Source organism: Luteimicrobium subarcticum, assembly GCF_002798015.1.
Lineage (GTDB): Bacteria > Actinomycetota > Actinomycetes > Actinomycetales > Cellulomonadaceae > Luteimicrobium > Luteimicrobium subarcticum.
The window spans coordinates 93,086-113,172 of record NZ_PGTZ01000007.1; the positions used below are offsets into that span (position 1 = coordinate 93,086).

The following is a 20,087-nucleotide window of genomic DNA, read 5'->3' on the forward strand; positions in this document are numbered from 1 at the left end:
CGGCGCCGGTGGTCCTACCGGACGGCGACGAGCGCGTAGCCGGCCTCGTCGACGGCGGCGCGCAGGGCGTCCTCGGGGACGTCCGTGGTCGTCGTGACGGTCACGTGCGACGTGCCGCCGGCCTGCAGCTCGACGTCCACGCCGGCGACGCCGTCGAGCGCGGTGAGCTCCTCGGTGACGGCGTGGACGCAGTGTCCGCAGGTCATGCCGGTGACGTCGAGGGTGCGGGCTGCGGTGGTGGTCATGGTGTTCTCCTCGTGGTGCTTCGGGACGTTCGAGCGGGTGGGGTCAGCTGCGGACGAGCCGGGCGATGGCGTCGGCGGCCTCGCGGACCTTCGCCTGGCCGGCCGCGTCGGACTCGCGGGCCGCGTCGACGACGCAGTGGCCGAGGTGGTCCTCGACGAGGCCGAGGCTCACGGCCTGGAGCGCCTTGGTGACGGCCGCGACCTGGGTGAGGACGTCGATGCAGTAGACGTCCTCGTCGACCATGCGTGCGATGCCGCGCACCTGGCCCTCGATGCGGCGCAGGCGCTTGAGGTAGGCGTCCTTGTCCTGGGCGTAGCCGCGTGCCGTCGACGTGCTGCCGTCGGTCGGCGAGGCGTGGTGGTGCTCGGTGGTGTTCTCGACGGTGGCCATGGCGTCCTCCGGGGCGACGGTCGGCGATCGATATACCCTGCTGGGGTATCTCGAGCATACCCCTTGGGGGTACTACGTCAAGGGGGGTACGTTCGGCCACGACGGAACGAGAACAGGTTTCTGTGGTCCGGACTCACCGGAAGGGTTGCCGAACACCTCTGCCGGCGCCAAACATGGGAAACCGGTTACCGAACCGCCCGCACCGTCAGGGACGACCGTGTGAGGACGACGACACCGGAGGCACCCGCACCCATGAACCCGCTCGCACGCACCCCCCGCAGCGCCCGGATCCTGCCCGGCCTGCTCCTCGCGCTCCCCGTCCTCGCGCTCGCGGTCATCGGGTCAGGGTCCGCGTCCGCGGTGGGGTCGCCCTCGCGGTCCCCCCACGACCAGCGGCCGCACGTCCGGCCTGACCACGACCGCGGGGGCCACGACCGGGCCGACATCGTGGTCGCCGCGGACGGCTCGGGCGACACGACGACGGTCCAGGGCGCGGTCGACCTCGCGCCGGCCGGGTCGTCGGCGCGCACCACGATCCTCATCCGGCCCGGCGTCTACCAGGGCGCCGTGACGGTCGGCGCCGACAAGACCGGGCTGACCTTCGTCGGTGCGACGGGCGACCCGGAGGACGTCGTCATCACGGACGACCGCGCCAACGGCACCCCGAAGGAGGGCGGCGGGACGTGGGGCACGTCCGGCAGCGCGACCGTGACCGTCGCAGGGGCGGGCTTCGAGGCGCGCGGCGTGACGTTTGCGAACGCTTTCGACGAGGCCGCGCACCCCGAGATCGCGAACCGGCAGGCCGTCGCCGTGAAGACGATGGCCGACAAGGTCGTGTTCGACCACGTCCGGTTCCTCGGCAACCAGGACACCCTGTACCTCGACTCGCCCGCAGCCGACGTCCCCGCCCGCGTGTACGTGCGCGACAGCTACGTCGAGGGCGACGTGGACTTCATCTTCGGGCGGGCGACTGCCGTCATCGAGGGCTCGACCATCAAGGCGCTGCGCCGCGACAGCACCCCCGACGGGTACGTGTTCGCGCCGAGCACGTCGAAGGAGTTCGCCCACGGGTTCCTCGTCACGCGGTCGCGGCTGATCACCGACGCCGACCCCGGCGCGTACGCCCTCGCGCGGCCGTGGCACCCCAGCAGCGCCCCCGACAACGACCCTCGGCTCGTCGTCCGGGACTCCTACCTGGCCGCGCACCTCGCCGTCGACGCCCCCTGGGCCACCATGTCCGGCTACGACTGGACGCCCGGCAGCAACGCCGAGTACCGCAACAGCGGCCCCGGGGCGTTGGTCACCGACGCCCGTCCGCAGCTCGACGCCCGCACCGCGCGCGCGTACGAGGTCGCCGACTTCCTGCGCGGCGACGACGGGTGGTCCCCGCAGGACGGCCCGCGCTGCTGAGCGGGACGACCGGCTGCGCGGGTCGACGCCCCGTTCGACCTGCGCGAACGCCCGGACGGGAGCACGATCGTCCTGACACCACGTACGTGGGTCGGTGGCCGGGACGCGCGTCGTCCCGGAGCGAACGTCGTCCGGCGCCCCGGCGCCAGCAGGGAGGCCCCGTGTCCGACCGTCAGAACCTCGACCCCCTCGGCGTGAACCCCGCGCAGGTCGCCCGGCAGTACTGGTGGCTCCCCGTGCTCCGCGGCATCGTGTCGATCCTCTTCGGTCTGCTCGCCGTGATCTGGCCCAAGATCACCGCGGGCGCCCTGCTGTGGATCGTCGGCCTGTTCGCCCTGATCGACGGCATCCTCATCCTCGTGGACGCCCTCCGGCACCGCGGTCAGGGGGGGACGGCGCTCGGCGTCGTCCTCGGCGTGCTGGCCGTCGCGTTCGGCCTCGCGGCCCTGTTCTGGACCGAGAAGACGGCCGTCGTGATCGTCGTCATCCTCGGCATCTGGGCGATCATCGCCGGCCTCGTCGAGCTCGTCGCCAGCATCGACCTGCGGTCCGCGATCGGGAGCGGATGGGTGTGGGGCACCATCCTCGGTGCCGTCACGCTGGTGTTCGGCATCCTCGTCGTCGTGTGGCCCAAGGCCAGCATCGTCTCCGTCGTCTGGCTCATCGGGCTCTGGGCGATCATCGCCGGGCTCGTGCTGGTCGTCGTCGGGTTCCAGGTGCGACGGCTCGGCAGGGCTGAGCGCACCGTCTGATCTCCCGCGCCCGGGCCGACCGCACGGCGCCCGGGAGCGGTGATCTTCTGCACCAGCCGACGTCGGGCGACGAGCGTCGGGCGAGCGTTCGGACGGGGAGGTCCTATGGCGCAAGCGGTGGACCACGGGGGGCCCGTCGGTGGCCCGCGGCACGGCGCGCACGCCGGACGCCGCACCGCCCACCCCGGCGCCTTCCGCTGGTCCACGCTGGCCCTGACCGGCGTCGGGCTCCTCGTGAGCGTCCTCGCGCTCGCCGTCCTCGACCGGCACTGGCCCGACTGGGTCGGCGCCGGGTGCTTCACCGTCTGGTTCGTCGTCGGGGTCGCGTGGGCCGACGCCGTCCGCACCCACTGGCACTGGGCCGTCTCGATCGGGCTGGGGCTGGTGCTGCTCGCCGCCGCCTCCGTCCTGCCCAGCACGCACACCCCGCCCGACGACGGATGGGCGTGGGTGGTCGCACTGTGCGCCGCGCTGGGGACGGGCTTCGCGCTCGGTCCCGTGGTGGGTGCCGTGCTCGGACGCGTCGTGGCGTCGCGCGAGCGGTGAGGCTCGCCCGTCGGTGAGCGAGCGAAGCACCGGGGCTGACGCGGTGCTGTACGGGTCAGGCTCGGCAGGTGTACAGCGCAGTCAGCGCGATCCACGCCGAGCCGTAGTAGGTGGGGTAGTACCCGTCGGCGCGCTGCGCGGCCCCCAGCAGCCGGTCGAAGCCGTCGGCGTCGCCCGCGGCACGCGCCGTCGCGGCCGCGCTCGTCCACATCAGCGGGTTCGTCCAGGTGACCAGCGGCTTCCCGTCGACCGAGTAGCTGCCCACCGGGCTCTCGCCCAGCGCGCGCAGTCGCGGCCACAGGCTCGCGGCGACCGCCTGGTCGTCCGGCGCGCACGACTGCGCGTACCGCGCGCCGATGCGGGCCGCGTCGAGCCCGTAGGCGGGCGTCGCCGCGTCACCCCACGTGGACGGCGTGACCGTGCCGTTCGCCGCGACGCGCGCCCAGTCGGGCGGGTAGTCCACCTGGTCGAGCAGCGACCGCACCACGGCGCGGTCGCCGTCGGCCACCTCGCCCCATCGGGTGTCGCCCGTCAGGGACTGCAACGCCGCGCCCCCGCGCGGGTTGAAGTAGCTGGGGTTCACGGTCGCCGGCAACATCCACCCCTGGCTGCCCGCGAGCAGCACCCGGCCGCCGTCCGGGAGCGGAGCGGTCGCCCGGTCCAGCAGCGCCGCACCGAGCGCCGCCGCGTCCCGGGCGTCGTCGTCCGACCCGAACGCGTGCGCCGCCATCGCCAGCGCCCACGCCGTGTCGAGGTCGGCGTCGGACGCGCTGTCCTGCCCGACGACCGCGCCGTCCCACCGCCACGCAAGGCGCCCGTCGGTGCGGAGCAGGTGCTCGCGCGTCCACGCCCACACCCGGTCGAACGTGTCGCGGTCGCGCACGGCGACGGCGACGAGCAGCGCGTACGCCTGCCCCTCGCTGACGGTGTCGCCGCCCTGGTCGTGCCGGACGACGCGTCCGTCCGCGTCGACGTACCGGTCGAGGAACGCGCGACCCAGGCGGCCGGCGTCGGGATCGGGCGAGGGGAGCGGGACGCCGGACGCGTCGGTCGTGGACAGCGACGACGCTGACGACCCGGTCGACCCGTCCGTCGTGGTCCCGCCGCCCGCCGTGGGAGGCGTCGGCGAGCACCCGCTCACCAGGGCGCCGACGAGGGCGCCGACCAGGACGCCGAGCCCGAGGGCGGGCACCGTCGCGCGCGTCGGGCGCGGCCTCATCCGAGCACCCCCGTGCTCTCGAGCTCCGCGCGGACGGCCGGGGCGAGGGCCGCCATGGCCGTGCGCGTCACGTGCGACGAGTCCCGGTACAGCAGCACGCCGTCCCGGACGGTCGGGCACGTGGCCGGGCCGTCGCCGGGGGTCGGAGAGCCGTCACGCGGGTGGTCGCCGGTGCGAGCGCCCGGGCACAGGTACCGCGCGACGTCCACGGTCCGCAGGTCGGCGAACCCCGCGCGCCGGTCGCGCACGGCGTCCGCGAGCACGTCGCCGCCGGGGGTGGGGACGGTGCAGCGCGACCAGTCGTCGAGGTGCGCGGACACGCACGTCGGCACGTCGGTGCCCGGGTAGGGGGTGTCGACGAGGTAGACGATCGGGGCGCCCGTCGCGCGGAGCGCGCGCAGGGTGGTGCGCCAGCCGTCGAGGAGCTCGTCGTCGGTGTCGTAGTGGTTCATGGTCGAGACGAGGATCGCGCGCGGCCGGGGCTCGTGCGCGAGCCGGTCCAGCGCGGCGATGCGCCAGGCGTCGCACTCGGTGAAGGCCCGCCCGAGCTGGGCGTCCACGTAGTGGATCGTCGGGAGCGCGCAGCCCGACTTGGTGAGCACCTCGATCGAGAGGCCGTGCGCGGCGGCCGCCGGTCGGACGGCGTCGAACCACTGCCCGGCGTGCGAGTCGCCGAGGAGCACCACCCGGTCGGACGTCACCGCGCCGCCGGTCGACCAGTCGGGGGCGATCAGGCAGGGCGGCGACGTCGTGCCGAGGGTGTCCACGACGCACTCGGCGGGGTAGTGCGGGTCGTCGTGGGACGCCTCGAGCACGCCCGGGGTGACGGGCCCGCTCGTCGCCGTGGACCGGAACGGGTCGGCGGTCGACGCCGCCACCGTGAGCGGGTCGTCGGCCCGTGCGGACGCGGCGGGTGCGAGCTGCCGCGCGACGCCCGTCCCGACGACCAGCACCACGCACACCGCGAGCACGGTCGACGCGAGTCCCACGCTGAGACCCTGCCGCGGGCTGCGGAGCACCGCGGGCGCCCGCCGGACGGGGTTCTCGACGAAGCGCCAGGACAGCCACGCGGGCACGAGGCTCGCGGCGGCGACGCCCGTGAGGACGGGCCAGGTCGCGCCGGGCACCAGCAGCGTCACGAACGCGATGGCCGGCCAGTGCCACAGGTACCAGGAGTAGGAGAGTCCGCCGACGGCCTGCGCCGGTCGCGCGGAGAGCCAGCGCGACGGGTCGCCCGGTCCGGCCGGGCGGAGCTCGAACCCCGTCCCGGTCGACCGCCCCACGAGGATCACGAGCCCGATCGCGAGGGTCGGCGCGAGCGCCGCCACACCCGGGTACGGGGTCGCGGTGGTCAGGCGCAGCATGACGACGACGAGGGTGACGAGCCCGGCCCAGCCGAGCGCGGCCCGCACCGCGCGCGGCCACGCCCCGACGTCGAGCGTCCGCACCAGCAGGGCGACGAGCGCGCCGACGGCGAACTGCCACACGCGCGTCGGCGTCGACAGGTACGCGACCGGCTCCTGCGTCGCGGTCCACGCGAGCGAGAGGGCGAACGTCCCGCCGAGGGCCGCGAGCGTCACGGCGAAGAACGGGACGGCCCGCCACCGGGGCGCGAGGCGCCGGGCCAGGAGCCCGCACGCGAGGAACAGCAGCGGCCACGCGAGGTAGAACTGCTCCTCGACCGACAACGACCAGAAGTGCAGCACCGGGCTCACGGCGTCGCCCGCGTGCAGGTAGTCGGTCTGCCGGTCCACGAACCGCCAGTTCACCGCGTACGCGAGCGACCAGGCGACGTCGGCGAGCACGCCGGCCGCGCGCAGCGGGGCGAGCAGCAGCCACGACGCGACGCTCACCACGACGAGCACGAGCGTCGCCGCGGGCAGGATGCGCCGGGCACGGCGCGCGTAGAAGTCGCGCAGCCCGATCGTCCCGCTGCGGGTCGCCTCGTCGAACAGGAGGCCGCAGATGAGGAACCCCGAGATCACGAAGAACATGTCGACGCCCACGAACCCGCCCGGCAGGAACGGGACGCCCGCGTGGTAGAGGACGACGGCGAGGACGGCGAGCGCCCGCAGGCCCTCGACGTCGGTGCGGCGACCGGACGCCCCGGGGTGGCCGGGCCGCCCGAGGACGGTGGCCGGGTCGACGGGCGTCCCTGGGGCCAGGCGCCCTCGGGGTGGGGCGGCAAGGGGGGAGCGAGCGGGTGGAGCGGTGCGGGACACGGGTGCCTCCGGGCTCTCGCGACAGCAGGGACGGGATCGGGTGCGTCAGACGAGCGGGACGGTGTGGACCTGGCCGGACGCGACGATCGCGACGAGGACGACCACGGCGGTCCACGCCACGGACTCGGGCCACGCGAGGGGGCGGTCGAGGTGGTGCTCGCTCGCGCCGCGGCGACCGGCCCGGGCCCGCGCGCGCGCCCGGGAGCGCGGCGAGACGGCGGGCCGGGCGACGCGCCCGCGGGCGAGCGGCCACAGCTCCACGACGACGGGCACCGCGACGTACGCGAACAGCGCGACGAGCAGCCCGGCGACCCAGACCTGCCCGATGCCGACGGTCACGGTGGCGCGCGCGAGCGCCGCCACGAGTCCGGCGAGGAGCGTCGTGAGCCAGACGACGCCGAGCCGGGCGACGCGCACGGGCACCCCGCCACGGCGGCGGGCGGAGACCGCGGCGCTCGTCGGCACCCAGGCGGCCTCGCGCCGGCGCAGCGTGTCGACGATCGCGACGACGTGCGTCAGCGAGTACAGGAGCTGGACGCGCAGCACCTCGAACCGCCACACCGTCGTCGACGTGCCGGGGACGAGCACGAGCCGCACCCACACCGCGGGCAGGAGCGCGAGGTACGCCCACGGGTGCACGGACCGCGGGTCGGTGGCGAGCACGACGAGCCCGGGGAGCTCGCCGAGGAACACGCCGAGCGCGGTCGTCACGTAGAAGAGGAACCCGGCCCAGTGGGCGACGCGCTGGCGGCCCGTCATCGCCATGCGGTGGAAGTCGCGGCTCGCGAGCAGCGACATCGCGCCGAGGCACCAGCGGTACTGCTGGTTGAGGAAGGAGTCGGTCGTGTCGGGGCACACGCCCTTCGAGACCTGCACGGGCACGTAGCACAGGCCGTACCCGTGCTCCTGGAGCTGGAGGCCCGTGTAGACGTCCTCGCTGTGGGCGATGCGCGCGAAGCCGCCGTTCGCGTCGAGCGCCGTCCGCCGGTAGACGGCCGACGTGCCGACGCAGATCGCGGCGCCCACGGCATCGCGCGACGGCTGGATCCAGCGGTAGAAGAGCTCCTGGGCGGCGCCGGCGGTGCGCTGCACCCAACCCATGCGGGCGGTCGTGTCGAACACCTGGGGGGACTGCACGATCCCGACCGTCGGGTCGTCGAAGGAGGGCACGAGGTGGTCGAGCAGGTCGGGCCGCGGGCAGAAGTCGGCGTCCAGCACGACGACCAGGTCGCCGTCGGTACGCTGGTAGGCGGCGTGCAGGTTCCCGGCCTTCTTGAGCTCGCCGCGGTTCGCCCGGACGTGGTGGACGAACCCGTGCGCGCGGGCGGCGTCGGCGACCTCGGGCCGGTCGGCGTCGTCGAGGACGTGCACGCGCAGGACGCCCGGCCACCGCAGCGCCGCGACGTGCCGGTACGTGTTCTCGAGCAGGGTCAGCGGCTCGCCCGCGGTGGGCAGGAAGACGTCGACGCTCGGGTGGTCGTCCGCGGCGCGCCCGGCGGGCCACAGGAGCAGCCGGGCCTCGTGGTCGGCGCGCGACACGCGGCGCCGGCGCAGCCCCGACGCCGTGGACAGCACAGCGCCCACGACGGACAGCGCGAAGAAGACGAGGAACGGCCAGAAGGCCCACGACCGCAGCGTGAACACGAGCAGCGACGCCATCGTTGCGACGAACGCGACGTCGGTCGCGACGAGCACCCAGCGGCGCTGCGGGCCGAGGTAGGCGTACAGCTCGGCGTCCGTAGGCGGTGCCGGCAGGTCGCCGGCCCCGGGCGGGCGGACGACGGGGCGGGTGCGGCCGTGTCGTGGTGCGGTGACAGTCATGGCTCCCCTTCGCGGGCGGCGGAGGCGAGCTGCACGACGGCACGCGGAGACGGCGCGGCGACCGTGCTGACGGCCGTCGCCCCGCGTCACACGCCCCCTGCGCGTGTGCTGCGGCCGCTCCCCCCTGAGTGCTCTTGGAGACTAGCGGGCGAAACGTGAGCGACGGTCACAAATACGGGGTTACTCGTAAGTATTCACCCGAAGTGCAGGTTTCGGACGGCCATCACGCCCGCTGTTCGTCCGCAGGAACGGACGGAACGTCCAGGATGCGGACGAATCGGGTCGGTCGGCGCGCGGCGCGCGAGGCTCGGTCACCCGCGCGCCACCGCGCACCCGCACACCACCGAGGGAGGGGCCGTGCTCGTCAGCTCGGGGATCACGCACCGCTACCGCCGCCTGCACGGGCCGCGGGGTGCCGGCCGCGACGCGCTCGCCGGCGCGCACCGCCCGACGGCCGGCGCCGTCACGCTCGACGGCGTCCCCGTGCGCGACCCCCGCTCGCGCCGCCGCGTCTCCTGGATGCCGCAGGACGTCACCGCGATCCGCGGGCTCACCGTGCTCGAGCAGGTCGCCTACGCGGGGTGGTGTGCCGGTCTGGGCACCGCCGCGGGCCTCGATCCCGCCCAGCGCGCCAACTTCCGCGCGATCCTCGCGGACACGCGACGCGACACCACCCTCGTCGTCTCGACGCACCAGACGGACGACCTCGCCGACCTGTTCGACCACGTCACCGTGCTCGCCGCGGGGCGCGTCGCGTTCGAGGGGACGCGGCACGCGTTCCACGCGCTCGCCGCCGGGGACGAACCGGGCCGACCCGCGGGCTCGCAGCCCGGCGAGGGTGACCGTGCGTCCGCACGCGACGAGCACGCCTTCACGCTGCTCGTCGGGGACGGCGCCTGATGCCCCACCCACCTCCCTGCGCTGGTCGGACGCCGTGTGGGGAGGCGCGCTCGTCGTCCTCGGCGCGCTCTGGGTCGTCGTCTCCGTGCCCGCGCTCACGCCCTCCTACGACGTGTCACGCCTCGCGACCGCCCTGCGGTCCGTCGTCGTCGCCGCGCCGGTCGCCGCCGTCGTCGCCGCACTGCGGACCGGCCGGCTCCGCCCCTGGCTCGACGCGCACGCCACCGTCCGGCCGCGCACGGTCGTCGTCCTCGGGGCGACCTGGCCCCTGCTCGTCGCGAGCACGGTCGGCTACGCGCCGGTCGTCGTCGGCGCGCACCGGGGCGTCCCCGGCGGACGCGGCCTCGCCATGCTGGCGGTCGGGGTGCTCGTCGTCGTCCTCGGCGCTGCCGTCGGGACCGCCGCCGGACTCCTGCTCCCGCGCGTCGCGGCACCGCTCGTCGGCGTCGTCGTGTGGGCCCGGCTCGCGCTGCCCGGGTCGAGCGGCGACGCCGCGCTCCGGGCCGGGTCCGGGTCGCTCGCCGGCTGCTGCACCCTCGCCGAGGTGCCGCAGACCGCGCTGCTCGTCCTCGCGGGCGGGTTCGCGGTGCTCGGGACGGCCGTCGTCGCGCTCGGGCTCGTGGGACGCGGGTGGCGTGGGGCCGGGATCGTCGCCGGCGGCCCACGAGCCGAGCGCCTGCCCGCAGCCCGGCGGGACCGGGGACCCAGACCGCGCGGACCCGTACGACGTCGCGGCCGCGCGCACCGCGTGGCTCGCCGAGGTCATGGGCGTGCCGCGCCAGCAGGCTCTCGACGGGACGGGTGCAGAGGGGTCCGTCCCGTCGGGAACGACGACCGCCGCGCACCGCGCGTGGTTCCGCGCGGGCGTGGAGTCGTTGCGCGCGTGCACGGCAGGTGCGGGTTCGGACGCGCGCGCCGGCGCGGGTGCCGGCGCGGACGCGGGTGCCGGCGCGGACGGGTCGTGAGGCTGTGACGCTCTGGCTCCGCGTCCGGCACGGACGGTCGCTGCTGCTCGTCCTGCTGGGCGCCGCGGTGTGCGCGGCCACGCTGCGGGACGCCGTCGTGCACGTGCCTCCCGTGCTCGGCGGCGGGTCGTCGCCCGTCTCCGTGTCGCTGCTGCTGCCGCTCGTCTTCGCCGTCTGGCTCGCCGCGGCGCTCGGGGCCGCCGGTCGCGTCCAGGAGCGGGCCGCCGTGCGCCGGCTCCCCGCCTATGACGTCGCCCTGTGGTGCGGCGCCACGCTCGCCGTCGCGCTCGTGCTCGTCACCCTCGGGTTGTGCCTGGGTGGCGACGTCGGCTCCACCGCACGCGTGACCCGCGACGTCGTGCTGCTCGGGGCGCTCGTCGCGGCGCTCGTGCCGTGGACCGGGCCGGCCGGTGCGTCCGCCGTCACCGTCGCCGTCGTGCTGCTCGCGTCGTCGTACGGCGTCGGGGCGGACGGCGCGCGGTACGTCCGGGCGTTCGAGCAGCCCGCGTCGTCCGTCCCCGCGGGAGGCGCGACCGCCGTCGTCGTGCTGATGGCGCTGGTCGGCGTCGGCGTCCGGGCGGTACCGTTCCGCGCGTGAAGACCACGACGCCCCACGGGGCCACCGTCCGCGTCCGTCGGCGTCTGCTCCCGTGGCGTCGACGCGTCCGCAAGACCGACCGGTTCGACGGCCTGCCCGACCTCGCCGACCTGTTCAGCGGCGCGGACGACCTCATCGGCGGCGTCATCGGTGCCGTCCTGCTCGTCATCGCCGTCGTGCTGATCCTGCCCGTGCTGATCTTCGCGCTCGTCGTCGTCGGCGAGGTCCTGCTCCTCCTCCTGCTGCTGCCGCTGTTCCTGCTCGCGCGCGTCGCGCTCAAGAAGCCGTGGATCGTCGAGGTGACGATCGGTGGTGCGGTCGTCCACTCCGAGGCCGTCGTCGGATGGAGGGCCGCCGGTGCGCGAGCCCGGCAGCTCGTGAAGATCGTGTCCGTGGGCGCGCCGCTCGTGGACGCGTGGACGGTTGACGCGCCGCCGGCGGACGTGTCGTCCGCTCCGACCCCGAGATGACTCCGCCCTCGGCCGCAGTGCCGCGCACCCCGGAACCCGACCCCGACGACGCCCGCGAAGCCGCCGCGGCCGCCGCGCGCGTCCATGACGACCGCGTCACCGGGACCGGGTGGGCTTCCGCGCTCGCCGCGCTCGGCGTCGTCGTCGCGGCCGCCGGCCTGACGACGCACTCGAGCGAGCTGGACTGGATGGTCGGCGACTCGTGGGCCCTGGCGCTGGTCACCGCGTCCGGGCTCGCGTCCCGGTGGCTGCGCCCGGCGGCGCGCTGGGCCCTGACCGCGGCGTTCGCCGCCCTGGCAGTCGTCGCCGTCACGGACGTCGGGCACGACGGGCCGCACGACGCCGCGTCGCGCGCGGTCGTCGGAGTCGCCGCCTGCGCCGGGGCCGTCGCACTGGGCATCGTCGCCGACCCGCTCCGACGTCACCTCGGACAGCGCCGTCGCCGCCGCGACGCCACGTGGGCCCGCGCCGGGCTGTCGGCGCCCGCCGCCGAGCGCGCCACGCTCCCGATGCGCTGGTCCACCGGTGGTGCGGCTGTCGTCGTCGACGACCTCGGCGAGCGACGGATCCAGGTCGTGAAGGCGTTGCGCGATCTCGGTCCGGACGACGCCGGACGCGCGATCCTGGCGCTCGGGCGGGACGACGACGGGAAGCCGACCACCGCGCCCGGGGTGATCGCGACCGGGCTCTCCGCCGCCGACGCCGCCGTGGTGGTCGCGCGCCTCGGTGACGCCGGAGCGTCCGCACGCGTCGTCGAGGGCTGACGTCCGCGGGCGCGCGTCGGGCGCGGGCGCGCGTCGGGCGCGGTGTCCGCTGCCGCGGTCGGTGCGGGTTGGTGACGTGGAGCACCCGAGCCCCCGCGCGTCGGTGACGTGGAGCACCCGAGCCCCCGCGCGTCGGTGACGTGGAGCACCCGAGCCCAGCGCGTCGGGCACGCCAACCGGCGAGATTCCGCGCGACCGCGCTGTTCGAGGGGGCTCCCGCGCGTGACGGATCACGGGACTGTGGTGCGTGGCGTCACGAACGTGCGGGGGATGCGCCGCGCTGTGGTGCGCGGCGTCACGAAGCGCGGGCGACCGCGTCCTCGATCGGCACGTCCCCGCTCACGAAGCCGATGAACCGCCCTGACGTGTCGGGGCGTGGCAGTACCGCGGCGACGACGGCCGCGACGTCCTCGCGCGGGACGCTCCCGCCGTCGGGCGCGGTGCCGTCGTCGGGGGAGCCGGCCTCGATCCGGCCCGTGCCGGGGTCGAGCGTCAGGGTGCCGGGCGCGACGATCGTCCACGCGAGCTCGGAGCGGCGCAGGTGCTGGTCCGCGGCGGCCTTCGCCTCGGCGTACGCGTAGAACGCGTCGTCGGGGTCGACGCCGTGGTCAGGTCCGGCGCCCAGGTACGACACCATGACGTAGCGCCCCACGCCGGCCTGCTCGGCGGCGTCGATCGTGCGGACGGCCGCGTCCCGGTCGACCGCGTACGTGCGGTCCGCGCTGCCGCCGCCCGCACCAGCGGACCACACGATCGCGTCGGCGCCGTGGAACAGGTCGGCGAGCTCGGGGGTGAGCAGGTTCTCGACGTCCGCGAGCACGGGCTCGGCGCCGAGCGCCCGGACCTCCTCGGCGTGGTCGGGGTTGCGGATCAGTGCGCGGACGCTGTCGCCGCGCGCGACGAGGAGGGGCTCGAGCAGGAGTGCGACCTTGCCGTGGCCGCCGACGATCACGATGTCAGCCATACCTCCACCTTGTGGCGTGCGGGAGCGATGTGCACGACGGGCCGCCGCCGCGCCGCGGGCACGGCCGGGCGGGTGGCGTGTCATCTTCGCGTGCGATACGGCGCTTCGCGTGCGCCGCACCGGACGCGAAGCGACCTTGCGTAGGCGACGACCCGCGGCGGAGGGGGTGGCGACCGTGAAGGGCTGGTCGACGTACGACATCCACCACCAGGTCGGCACCGGCGCCTGGACGACCGCGCCCGGCGTCCCGATGTCGGCGGCCTGCGCGGGCTGGGTGTCGAAGACGATCGACCTCGGCACCGCGACGACGCTCACGGCCACGTTCACCGACGGCAACGGGACGTGGGACGACAACGGGTCGAAGAACGACGCCCTGCGGTCCGGGGTGAGCGCCGTCAAGGACGGAGTCGTCACGACGACCGACCCGTGCGCGTCCAGCCCGACGGCGACGTCGTCGCCGACCAGCGCTCCGACGTCCACCGCGACCTCGGGTACCACCCTGGGCGACGCCTGGCGCGGCTGACCTCGGCCGATACCCGACGCCCCGCCGCGCCGCGGACACTCCGTGCGGCGGGGTGTCGGGGAGCGACCGGGTGAAAAACGCGTCGGCTGTTGGCGCGCGATATTCGGGATGCGATTCTTGAAAAGACCACCCGGTCATGGAACGCTTTGCTAGCAGGGGGATGCGGCATGGTTCAGTCCGGTGTATTCACTGATGTCCTCGCGGCGGTCGACCCGGGGACGGTGCTCCGCACGGAAGCGGCACCCCAACGACGACGGCGGGCGCTCGGTGCGTCCGAGCACGTGCCCACGAACCAGGAGATCCTCGAGGCTGCGCGGCGTCACTACGCGGACAACCACCACGTCGTGGACACGAGCACGAGGTCCGGTCAGGACTACGTCCTGACCGGGCCGGGCCACGTCGAGGTCGCCGACCTCAACGCGTACGACTGGCGCTCGCGCGAGGCGGCGCCGATCCGGCCGACCTGTCAGACCGTCGCCGACGCACCGCCGATGGCCCCGGCCCTCACCGCCGTCAAGGGCAGTCCGGTGGTGACGACGCTGGTCGTGGGCATTTCCGAGTCCGCCCAGGTCATCGTCGGCGAGGAAGGCGGCATCGGGGTCGCCGTCGACGTGACCAAGAAAGAGCCCGTCAAGGGCGTCGCGTACTTCGCCGGCAAGCTCGGGCTCGACATCGACGTCGCCATCAACCTGCAGCTCGGCCTGTGGGCGTCCGACGTCGCCGGGCTGGCCGGCGACTTCGTCGGCATCGAGGTGAACCTCGACCTGGAGGTCGGGGTGAGCCTGGGCGTCTTCATGCACACCAAGGACCTCAGCTTCTACGGCTTCTCCGTCGGGGTCGGGGTCGGGGTCGGCGGAGGCGCGACGGTCGTCGGCGGGTACACCTGGGTCTTCTGATCCCCGGGAAACACTTCGCGAGTCGTTGAGCACGCGCTTTCCGGACGCATTGTTCGATGGCGCCCGCAGCACCATCTGGCCATTGTGGCCTGCCATTTTCCAAGGAGGGAAATAATGTCTGAGAACACCATCTCGGAGGCGCTCGACGCGGCCGGGTCGCACGACCTGGACGGTGCGGCGCGCGACACCGGTCCGTCCAACCAGGACATCATCGACCACGCCAAGTCCGCCTACCAGACCTTCCGGGCCACGGTCGACGCCTCCGCCCAGGCGCTCGCCGCGGTCGTGACCGGCGGACAGCTCACGGCGGCGATCACGGCACTCGACGACGCCGACTGGCAGGGCACCGTGGACCCTGAGCTCGTCACGCCGGTGCTGGAGGCGCCCGCGGTCGCGAAGGCCCGTGCCGACGCCGACAAACGTCTCGGCACCTACTCCGTCGGCGTCTTCTCGAACGACCTCCGGGACGGGGGCGTCGGCGTCGTCGGGTTCGCCCGCGCGACGGACGGCGAGGGTCTCGCGCAGGTCACCCTCGTGCTCGACATCGTCAAGCACGCGGTCACCACCGAGCCGGGCCGCAACCTGCAGCTCGGCCAGTGGGTCAAGGCGCCCGACGCCCTCCACGACGAGGTCTACGGGCTCTACATCCAGTCGTCCGTCGGTGGCATCCAGCTCGACGTCAAGATCGTGCTCGACACGGACCTCGAGCCCTACGGCTTCGTCGAGAGCACCGGCGCGTCCCTCCGCCTGCCCGCCAAGGCCTACCCGTTCAGCGGGTCGACGTCCGTCGGCTGACCGCTACCCCGCTCTTCCCTCCGTGAAAGGACTGCCATGTTCGGCGACGTGCTGGAGAACCTCACCGCATCGGACCTCGAGCTCACGGCGGGCACCCGCCGGTCGCTCGACAACGGCCTGTTGACGTCCACCCCGACCAACCAGGAGGTCCTGGACGCGACCCGGACCTTCTATCAGGCGAACCACGCGACCGTGGACCTCAGTGCCAAGAACTCCACGTCGGTCGCGGAGGACCACAAGTCCTACGTGGACACGATGGGCGGGTACAAGGACGCGCTGCGGGACAAGTCGCTGCCGCCCGGGTCGACGAGCACGACGCAGCAGGCGCTGTTCGGTGACGACAGCGACGACGACGGCCTGTTCGGTCCGACGCTCGACAAGGTCAAGGCAGAGGACCTGTTCACGACGATCGCGCTGGGCGTGAGCGTCGAGGCCATCTTCTTCGTCGGCGGGATGGGTGGTGCGGGATGCGCCTGGGACATCGCGAAGCGGGAGCCGCCGTCGGGCTACGGGTACGCGACGGGCGAGCTCGGCTTCAAGGTGGCCGCCGACGTCAACGTCCAGGTCGCGATCTTCAACGAGCTGCCCAGCCAGCTCGACCACGACGTCTTCGGCCTGAACGTGACGCTCGCGGCGGCGCTGTCGCTCGGCTTCTCGACGTTCTTCACGATGAAGGACAGCAAGCTCACCGTCCTCGGGTATGCGGTCGCGGTCGGCGTCGGCGTCGGCGCGGGAGCGGCCGTGTTCGGCGGTCACCTCTGGAACTTCCGCTGAGCGCCGTGCCCACCGACGACCTGCAGCAGATCGTGGCGGCGACGCTGGCCGCCACGCCGGACGTCCCTGCTGGCGCGGCCCTGACGTTCCAGTGGCCGTGGACCATCGCCCAGCGGGGTGCCGAGCACCTGTCCGGCAGCGACGGGGTCATCTCGGGCCTGGTCAGCGGCGGGAACGCCGTCCTGACCTCACCGGCCGGCCCTGGCATCGTCGCCGCGATCAAGGCGTCCCCGACGGACCCGTCCGTGACCGACGCGGTGCTGGACGACGGGCTCTTCGGTCCGGCGCTCGACGCCGTGCGTGCCGACCAGCTGTTGCGGACGCTCTTCATCGGGTTCGGCGGCGGAGGACAGGGCGGGCTCGTGGGCGGGGCGGGCGGTTCCGGCGTCGCGTACGACGTGCTCGCGCCCGCCGACCGCACCGCGGTGTCCTACCAGCAGTTCAACCTCGGCGTCGGGGCGACGGTCTCGGTCGGTCTCGTCGTGGGGGCGATGTCACGTCAGCCGGGGATGCTCACCGACGACACGTGCGTGTGGTCGTTCGGCGCGAGCATGGGGGCGAGCGTCTTCGTGCAGGTCGTGATGCGCAGCGACGACCTCAGCCTCATCGGGTTCCTGGTGAGTCTGGGCGGCGGGGTCGGCCTGGCCAGCACGTCGGGGTACGGGTCGATCTCGGCGGGCTAGGTGCGAAGAGTGGTGCTGGCACCACTGTGCCGAGCCGCCGCGGTGCGGAAGATGGATCAGGTCCGGACGACCGTCCGGGCCTGGTCCGTCTCCGGACCGGCGGACCGGCAGGGACGGCACCGATGACTACCAGCACGACCACGGCACGACGCTCCGGCCCGGGCGCGCCGCCGCCCGCGACGGGTCCCGGCTCACCGCGCGGCGTGACCCAGCGGGTCGCCGTGTGGAGCGCGACGCACCGTCGTCGCGCGATCGGCCTGTGGGCCCTCATGATCGTCCTCGCGGCGAGCATCACGATGTTCATGGCGCCGAAGCAGGCCACCGACCTCGACCTGGGTGTCGGTGAGTCGGGCCGCGCCGCGCAGACCGCCGCGGACGCCGGGCACCCGGACCCGGTCGTCGAGAACGCGCTCGTGACCGCGCGGACCGGAACCCTCGACCCGGACACGGCCGATGCCGCTGCGCACGAGCTCGTCGCCCGCCTGGGCGCGCTGGACGAGGTCGCGTCGGTCTCCGACCCCGTGACGTCGCAGGACGGCACCGCGGTCCTCGTCCAGGCGACGATGTCCGCGGACGCCGCGGACGCCGACGCCCAGGTACCGGCGCTCCAGGAGGCGGTCGCGTCCGTCCAGGCGGACCACCCCGACCTGCGCGTCGAGGAGGTCGGGACGGCGTCGATCGACGCCCAGTTCCAGGACTGGCTGGGCAGTCAGCTCGGTCACGCGACGCTCCTGAGCGTCCCCTTGACGCTCGCGATCCTGCTCGTGGTGTTCGGCGCGATCGTCATGGCGGGCATCCCCGTCGTCCTCGGGCTGTCGTCGGTCGCGGCGGGCCTCGGCCTGTGGGCCCTCGCGTCGCAGGCCCTGCCCGACCCGGGGACCGTCACCGACCTGCTCGTGCTCGTCGGGATGGCCGTCGGCGTCGACTACTCCCTGTTCTACCTGCGACGTTTCCGCGAGGAGCGGCGACGCCTCGGTGAGGACGCGACGATCGACGCGATCAGCATCGCCGCAAGGACGGCGGGTCACTCCGTCGTCGTGTCCGGCCTCGCGGTCACGCTCTCCATGGCCGGCCTCTACTTCGCCGGCAACAACCAGTTCTCGGCGATGGCGACCGGCTCGATCCTCGTCGTCCTCGTGGCGCTCGTGTCGTCCGTGACGGTCCTGCCCGCCCTGCTCGCCGCGACCGCGCGCTGGTCGGAGCGCCCCCGCGTGCCCGTGCTGTGGCGGCTCACGGGCGGACGACCCCGCGTCGTCCCGGCTCTGCTGCGCCGCGTCCTCGCGCGCCCGGTCGCCGCCACCGTCGCCGCGGGGATCGCGCTGCTGGCGCTCGCGGCCCCCGTCCTCGGCATCTCGCTCGCGAACGGCGACGTCGACGAGTTCCCGCGCACCCTGTCGACCATGGAGACGTACGACCGCCTGGTCGCGGAGTTCCCGCAGGGCGCGCCGCCGGACACCGTGGTCGTGCAGGTGCCCGCCGGGTCCGAGGACGAGCTCCGCACCCAGGTCGCCGCCCTCGACGCCGCGGTCGCCCGGAACCCCGACGTCTTCGCCGGCACGGAGAAGCCCTGGTACTCGTCCGACGGGCGGACCGCCGTCGTCACCGTCGACGTCGCGTCCCCCGGCACCGGTTCCGGTGGAGGGTCTGCCGACGCAGCGCCTCCGGCCTCGCAGACCGCGAACGACTCCGTCGCGACGCTGCGCGACGACGTCGTGCCCGCGACCGTCGGCAGCATCGCCGGGGCGACCGCCGACGTGGGCGGGGACGCCGCGAGCTCGCTGGACTTCACCGCGAACCTGCGTCACGCGACGCCGATCGTGGCCGTGGCGGTGCTCGGACTGACGTTCCTGGTCATGCTGGTCGCGTTCCGCTCCGCAGTGGTGGCCGGCCTGACCGTCGTGCTCAACGTGCTGTCGATGGCGGCGACGTTCGGGGTGCTCACCCTGGTCTTCCAGGGCACGTGGGCCGAGGGGATCCTGGGCTTCACGTCGTCGGGGCACGTCGTGTCGTGGGTCCCGATGCTGCTGTTCGTCGTCCTGTCGGGCCTGTCGCTCGACTACCACGTGTTCGTGGTGAGCCGGATCCGGGAGAACGTGCGGCTCGGCCTGTCGGTGCGGGAGGCGATCCTCGACGGGGTCAGCCGCACCGCGGGCACGATCACCAGCGCCGCGGCCGTGATGGTCGGCGTGTTCAGCCTGTTCGGCGTGCTCGGGTTCATCGAGCTCAAGCAGTTCGGGGTGGGGCTCGTGGTCGGCGTCGTGCTCGACGCGACCGTCGTCCGGCTCGTCCTGCTGCCCGCGACGCTGATGCTCGCCCGTCGACGCCTGTGGCGGCCCCGCCCTGGTGCGCGGCCCGTCCCCGAGCTCAGGAGCGCAGATAGGTGAGCACCGCCACCACGCGCCGCGACACCGTCGACGACGCCGGCAGGTCCAGCTTCATGAGGATCGAGTTGATGTGCTTCGCCACGGCCTTCTCGGTGACGACGAGACGCTCCGCGATCCCCGTGTTCCCCTCGCCCTCCGCCATGAGGGCGAGCACCTCGAGCTCGCGCGGCGTCAGGCGTTCCAGCAGGGATGTCGCCGACCGGCGCTGCATGAGGGCCCGCACGACCTCGGGGTCGACGGCCGTCCCGCCCGCCGCCACGGTCCGCAGCGCCGACACGAACTGCCGGTCGTCGAACACGCGGTCCTTGAGCAGGTACCCGACGCCCTGCGCGCCGTCCGCGAGAAGCTCGTCGACGTACAGCTGCTCGACGTACTGGGACAGCAGCAGGACGGGCAGCCCCGGGAAGCGGCGGCGCGCCTCGAGCGCGGCCTGCAGGCCCTCGTCCGCGAACGTCGGCGGGAGCCGCACGTCCAGCAGCGCCAGGTCGGGGGAGTGCTCCGCGATCGCGGGGAGGATCTCGTCGCCGTGCGCGACCGCGGCGACGACCTCCACCCCGTGCGTCCCGAGCAGCCGGACCAGACCGTCGCGGAGCAGGAACTGGTCCTCGGCGAGCACGATGCGCACGGCGGTCCTTCTCGGGTCGGGCAGCGGGCGGACGGCCCGCTGGGGTCGCAGCCAGCGTAGTGAAGGACGTCCCGCAGCGGCGGGGCGACCGGCCGGCGCGTCCGTCGGCATGACGGGCCGGACGTGTTCGGGCAGGGTGA

Annotated in this window: 21 protein-coding genes; 14 read left to right on the plus strand and 7 right to left on the minus strand. The window is 74.3% G+C overall.

The features are described 5' to 3' along the window. Window positions 1–14 precede the first annotated feature (14 nt). Together CLV34_RS05575 and CLV34_RS05580 are read right to left on the minus strand one after the other, a co-directional pair. Window positions 15–245 carry a heavy-metal-associated domain-containing protein gene (locus CLV34_RS05575; protein WP_100349309.1) on the minus strand — a complete coding sequence of 77 codons (231 nt, stop codon included), beginning with the start codon at window positions 243–245 and terminating at the stop codon, window positions 15–17. A gap of 43 nt (window positions 246–288) precedes the next feature. Further along, a complete protein-coding gene (locus CLV34_RS05580; protein ID WP_100349310.1) occupies window positions 289–636 on the minus strand; it encodes a metal-sensitive transcriptional regulator in 348 nt (115 codons plus the stop codon). 252 nt (window positions 637–888) lie between these two features. Between CLV34_RS05580 and CLV34_RS05585 the strand changes: the two genes are divergently transcribed. The 3 genes from CLV34_RS05585 to CLV34_RS05595 all read left to right on the plus strand — a co-directional run bounded on the left by CLV34_RS05585 (window position 889) and on the right by CLV34_RS05595 (window position 3,344). Then, complete coding sequence (locus CLV34_RS05585) at window positions 889–2,046, plus strand: pectinesterase family protein (RefSeq protein WP_100349311.1); 1,158 nt, start codon at window positions 889–891, stop codon at window positions 2,044–2,046. Between the two features lie 161 nt (window positions 2,047–2,207). Next, window positions 2,208–2,798: an HdeD family acid-resistance protein gene (locus tag CLV34_RS05590; protein WP_157803718.1), complete on the plus strand. Its 591-nt coding sequence runs from the start codon at window positions 2,208–2,210 to the stop codon at window positions 2,796–2,798. 105 nt (window positions 2,799–2,903) lie between these two features. Further along, a complete protein-coding gene (locus CLV34_RS05595; protein WP_100349313.1) occupies window positions 2,904–3,344 on the plus strand; it encodes a hypothetical protein in 441 nt (146 codons plus the stop codon). Between the two features lie 55 nt (window positions 3,345–3,399). Here the strand turns inward: CLV34_RS05595 and CLV34_RS05600 are convergent, their stop codons facing one another. The 3 genes from CLV34_RS05600 to CLV34_RS05610 are packed head-to-tail and all read right to left on the minus strand — an operon-like array spanning window position 3,400 to window position 8,606. Continuing rightward, entirely contained in the window at window positions 3,400–4,563 is a 1,164-nt protein-coding gene (locus CLV34_RS05600; protein WP_100349314.1) for a glycosyl hydrolase family 8, read from the minus strand. Beyond that, window positions 4,560–6,785 (minus strand): acyltransferase family protein, encoded by a 2,226-nt coding sequence (locus tag CLV34_RS05605; RefSeq protein WP_100349315.1) that lies wholly within the window; start codon window positions 6,783–6,785, stop codon window positions 4,560–4,562. Before CLV34_RS05605 ends, CLV34_RS05600 begins: the two co-directional genes overlap by 4 nt. Before the next feature lie 45 nt (window positions 6,786–6,830). Beyond that, window positions 6,831–8,606 carry a glycosyltransferase family 2 protein gene (locus tag CLV34_RS05610; protein WP_100349316.1) on the minus strand — a complete coding sequence of 592 codons (1,776 nt, stop codon included), beginning with the start codon at window positions 8,604–8,606 and terminating at the stop codon, window positions 6,831–6,833. Window positions 8,607–8,963: 357 nt separating this feature from the next. Here CLV34_RS05610 and CLV34_RS16690 point away from each other — a divergent pair, with 357 nt between their 5' ends. From CLV34_RS16690 to CLV34_RS05635, 5 genes are read left to right on the plus strand one after another with little or no spacing between them, the layout of a single operon-like run. Further along, window positions 8,964–9,506 (plus strand): P-loop NTPase family protein, encoded by a 543-nt coding sequence (locus CLV34_RS16690; RefSeq protein WP_100349317.1) that lies wholly within the window; start codon window positions 8,964–8,966, stop codon window positions 9,504–9,506. Further along, window positions 9,451–10,479: a hypothetical protein gene (locus CLV34_RS05620; RefSeq protein ID WP_170044603.1), complete on the plus strand. Its 1,029-nt coding sequence runs from the start codon at window positions 9,451–9,453 to the stop codon at window positions 10,477–10,479. The genes CLV34_RS16690 and CLV34_RS05620 overlap by 56 nt, the downstream gene beginning before the upstream one ends. Beyond that, the gene (locus tag CLV34_RS05625; protein ID WP_100349319.1) at window positions 10,476–11,069 is read left to right on the plus strand and encodes a hypothetical protein; all 594 of its coding nucleotides are present in this window, start codon (window positions 10,476–10,478) and stop codon (window positions 11,067–11,069) included. The genes CLV34_RS05620 and CLV34_RS05625 overlap by 4 nt, the downstream gene beginning before the upstream one ends. Then, the gene (locus CLV34_RS05630; protein ID WP_100349320.1) at window positions 11,066–11,539 is read left to right on the plus strand and encodes a hypothetical protein; all 474 of its coding nucleotides are present in this window, start codon (window positions 11,066–11,068) and stop codon (window positions 11,537–11,539) included. Before CLV34_RS05625 ends, CLV34_RS05630 begins: the two co-directional genes overlap by 4 nt. Continuing rightward, the gene (locus CLV34_RS05635; RefSeq protein WP_157803719.1) at window positions 11,536–12,303 is read left to right on the plus strand and encodes a hypothetical protein; all 768 of its coding nucleotides are present in this window, start codon (window positions 11,536–11,538) and stop codon (window positions 12,301–12,303) included. The genes CLV34_RS05630 and CLV34_RS05635 overlap by 4 nt, the downstream gene beginning before the upstream one ends. Before the next feature lie 295 nt (window positions 12,304–12,598). Here the strand turns inward: CLV34_RS05635 and CLV34_RS05640 are convergent, their stop codons facing one another. Beyond that, window positions 12,599–13,267: an SDR family oxidoreductase gene (locus CLV34_RS05640; RefSeq protein ID WP_100349322.1), complete on the minus strand. Its 669-nt coding sequence runs from the start codon at window positions 13,265–13,267 to the stop codon at window positions 12,599–12,601. A gap of 166 nt (window positions 13,268–13,433) precedes the next feature. Between CLV34_RS05640 and CLV34_RS05645 the strand changes: the two genes are divergently transcribed. The 6 genes from CLV34_RS05645 to CLV34_RS05665 all read left to right on the plus strand — a co-directional run bounded on the left by CLV34_RS05645 (window position 13,434) and on the right by CLV34_RS05665 (window position 19,322). Continuing rightward, window positions 13,434–13,790, plus strand: coding sequence for a carbohydrate binding domain-containing protein (locus CLV34_RS05645; RefSeq protein WP_211289363.1), 357 nt, complete (start codon window positions 13,434–13,436; stop codon window positions 13,788–13,790). A 167-nt stretch (window positions 13,791–13,957) separates the two neighbouring features. Continuing rightward, the gene (locus tag CLV34_RS05650) at window positions 13,958–14,686 is read left to right on the plus strand and encodes a hypothetical protein (protein WP_157803720.1); all 729 of its coding nucleotides are present in this window, start codon (window positions 13,958–13,960) and stop codon (window positions 14,684–14,686) included. A gap of 114 nt (window positions 14,687–14,800) precedes the next feature. After that, complete coding sequence (locus tag CLV34_RS05655) at window positions 14,801–15,481, plus strand: hypothetical protein (RefSeq protein WP_100349324.1); 681 nt, start codon at window positions 14,801–14,803, stop codon at window positions 15,479–15,481. A gap of 36 nt (window positions 15,482–15,517) precedes the next feature. Beyond that, window positions 15,518–16,255, plus strand: coding sequence for a hypothetical protein (locus CLV34_RS05660; RefSeq protein WP_100349325.1), 738 nt, complete (start codon window positions 15,518–15,520; stop codon window positions 16,253–16,255). Window positions 16,256–16,260: 5 nt separating this feature from the next. Beyond that, a complete protein-coding gene (locus CLV34_RS16310) occupies window positions 16,261–16,938 on the plus strand; it encodes a hypothetical protein (RefSeq protein ID WP_157803721.1) in 678 nt (225 codons plus the stop codon). Between the two features lie 122 nt (window positions 16,939–17,060). Next, entirely contained in the window at window positions 17,061–19,322 is a 2,262-nt protein-coding gene (locus CLV34_RS05665) for an MMPL family transporter (RefSeq protein WP_157803722.1), read from the plus strand. Here CLV34_RS05665 and CLV34_RS05670 read toward each other — a convergent pair. Next, complete coding sequence (locus tag CLV34_RS05670) at window positions 19,303–19,947, minus strand: response regulator (protein ID WP_100349327.1); 645 nt, start codon at window positions 19,945–19,947, stop codon at window positions 19,303–19,305. The two genes, CLV34_RS05665 and CLV34_RS05670, sit on opposite strands and share 20 nt — an antisense overlap. Between the last annotated feature and the right edge of the window lie 140 nt (window positions 19,948–20,087).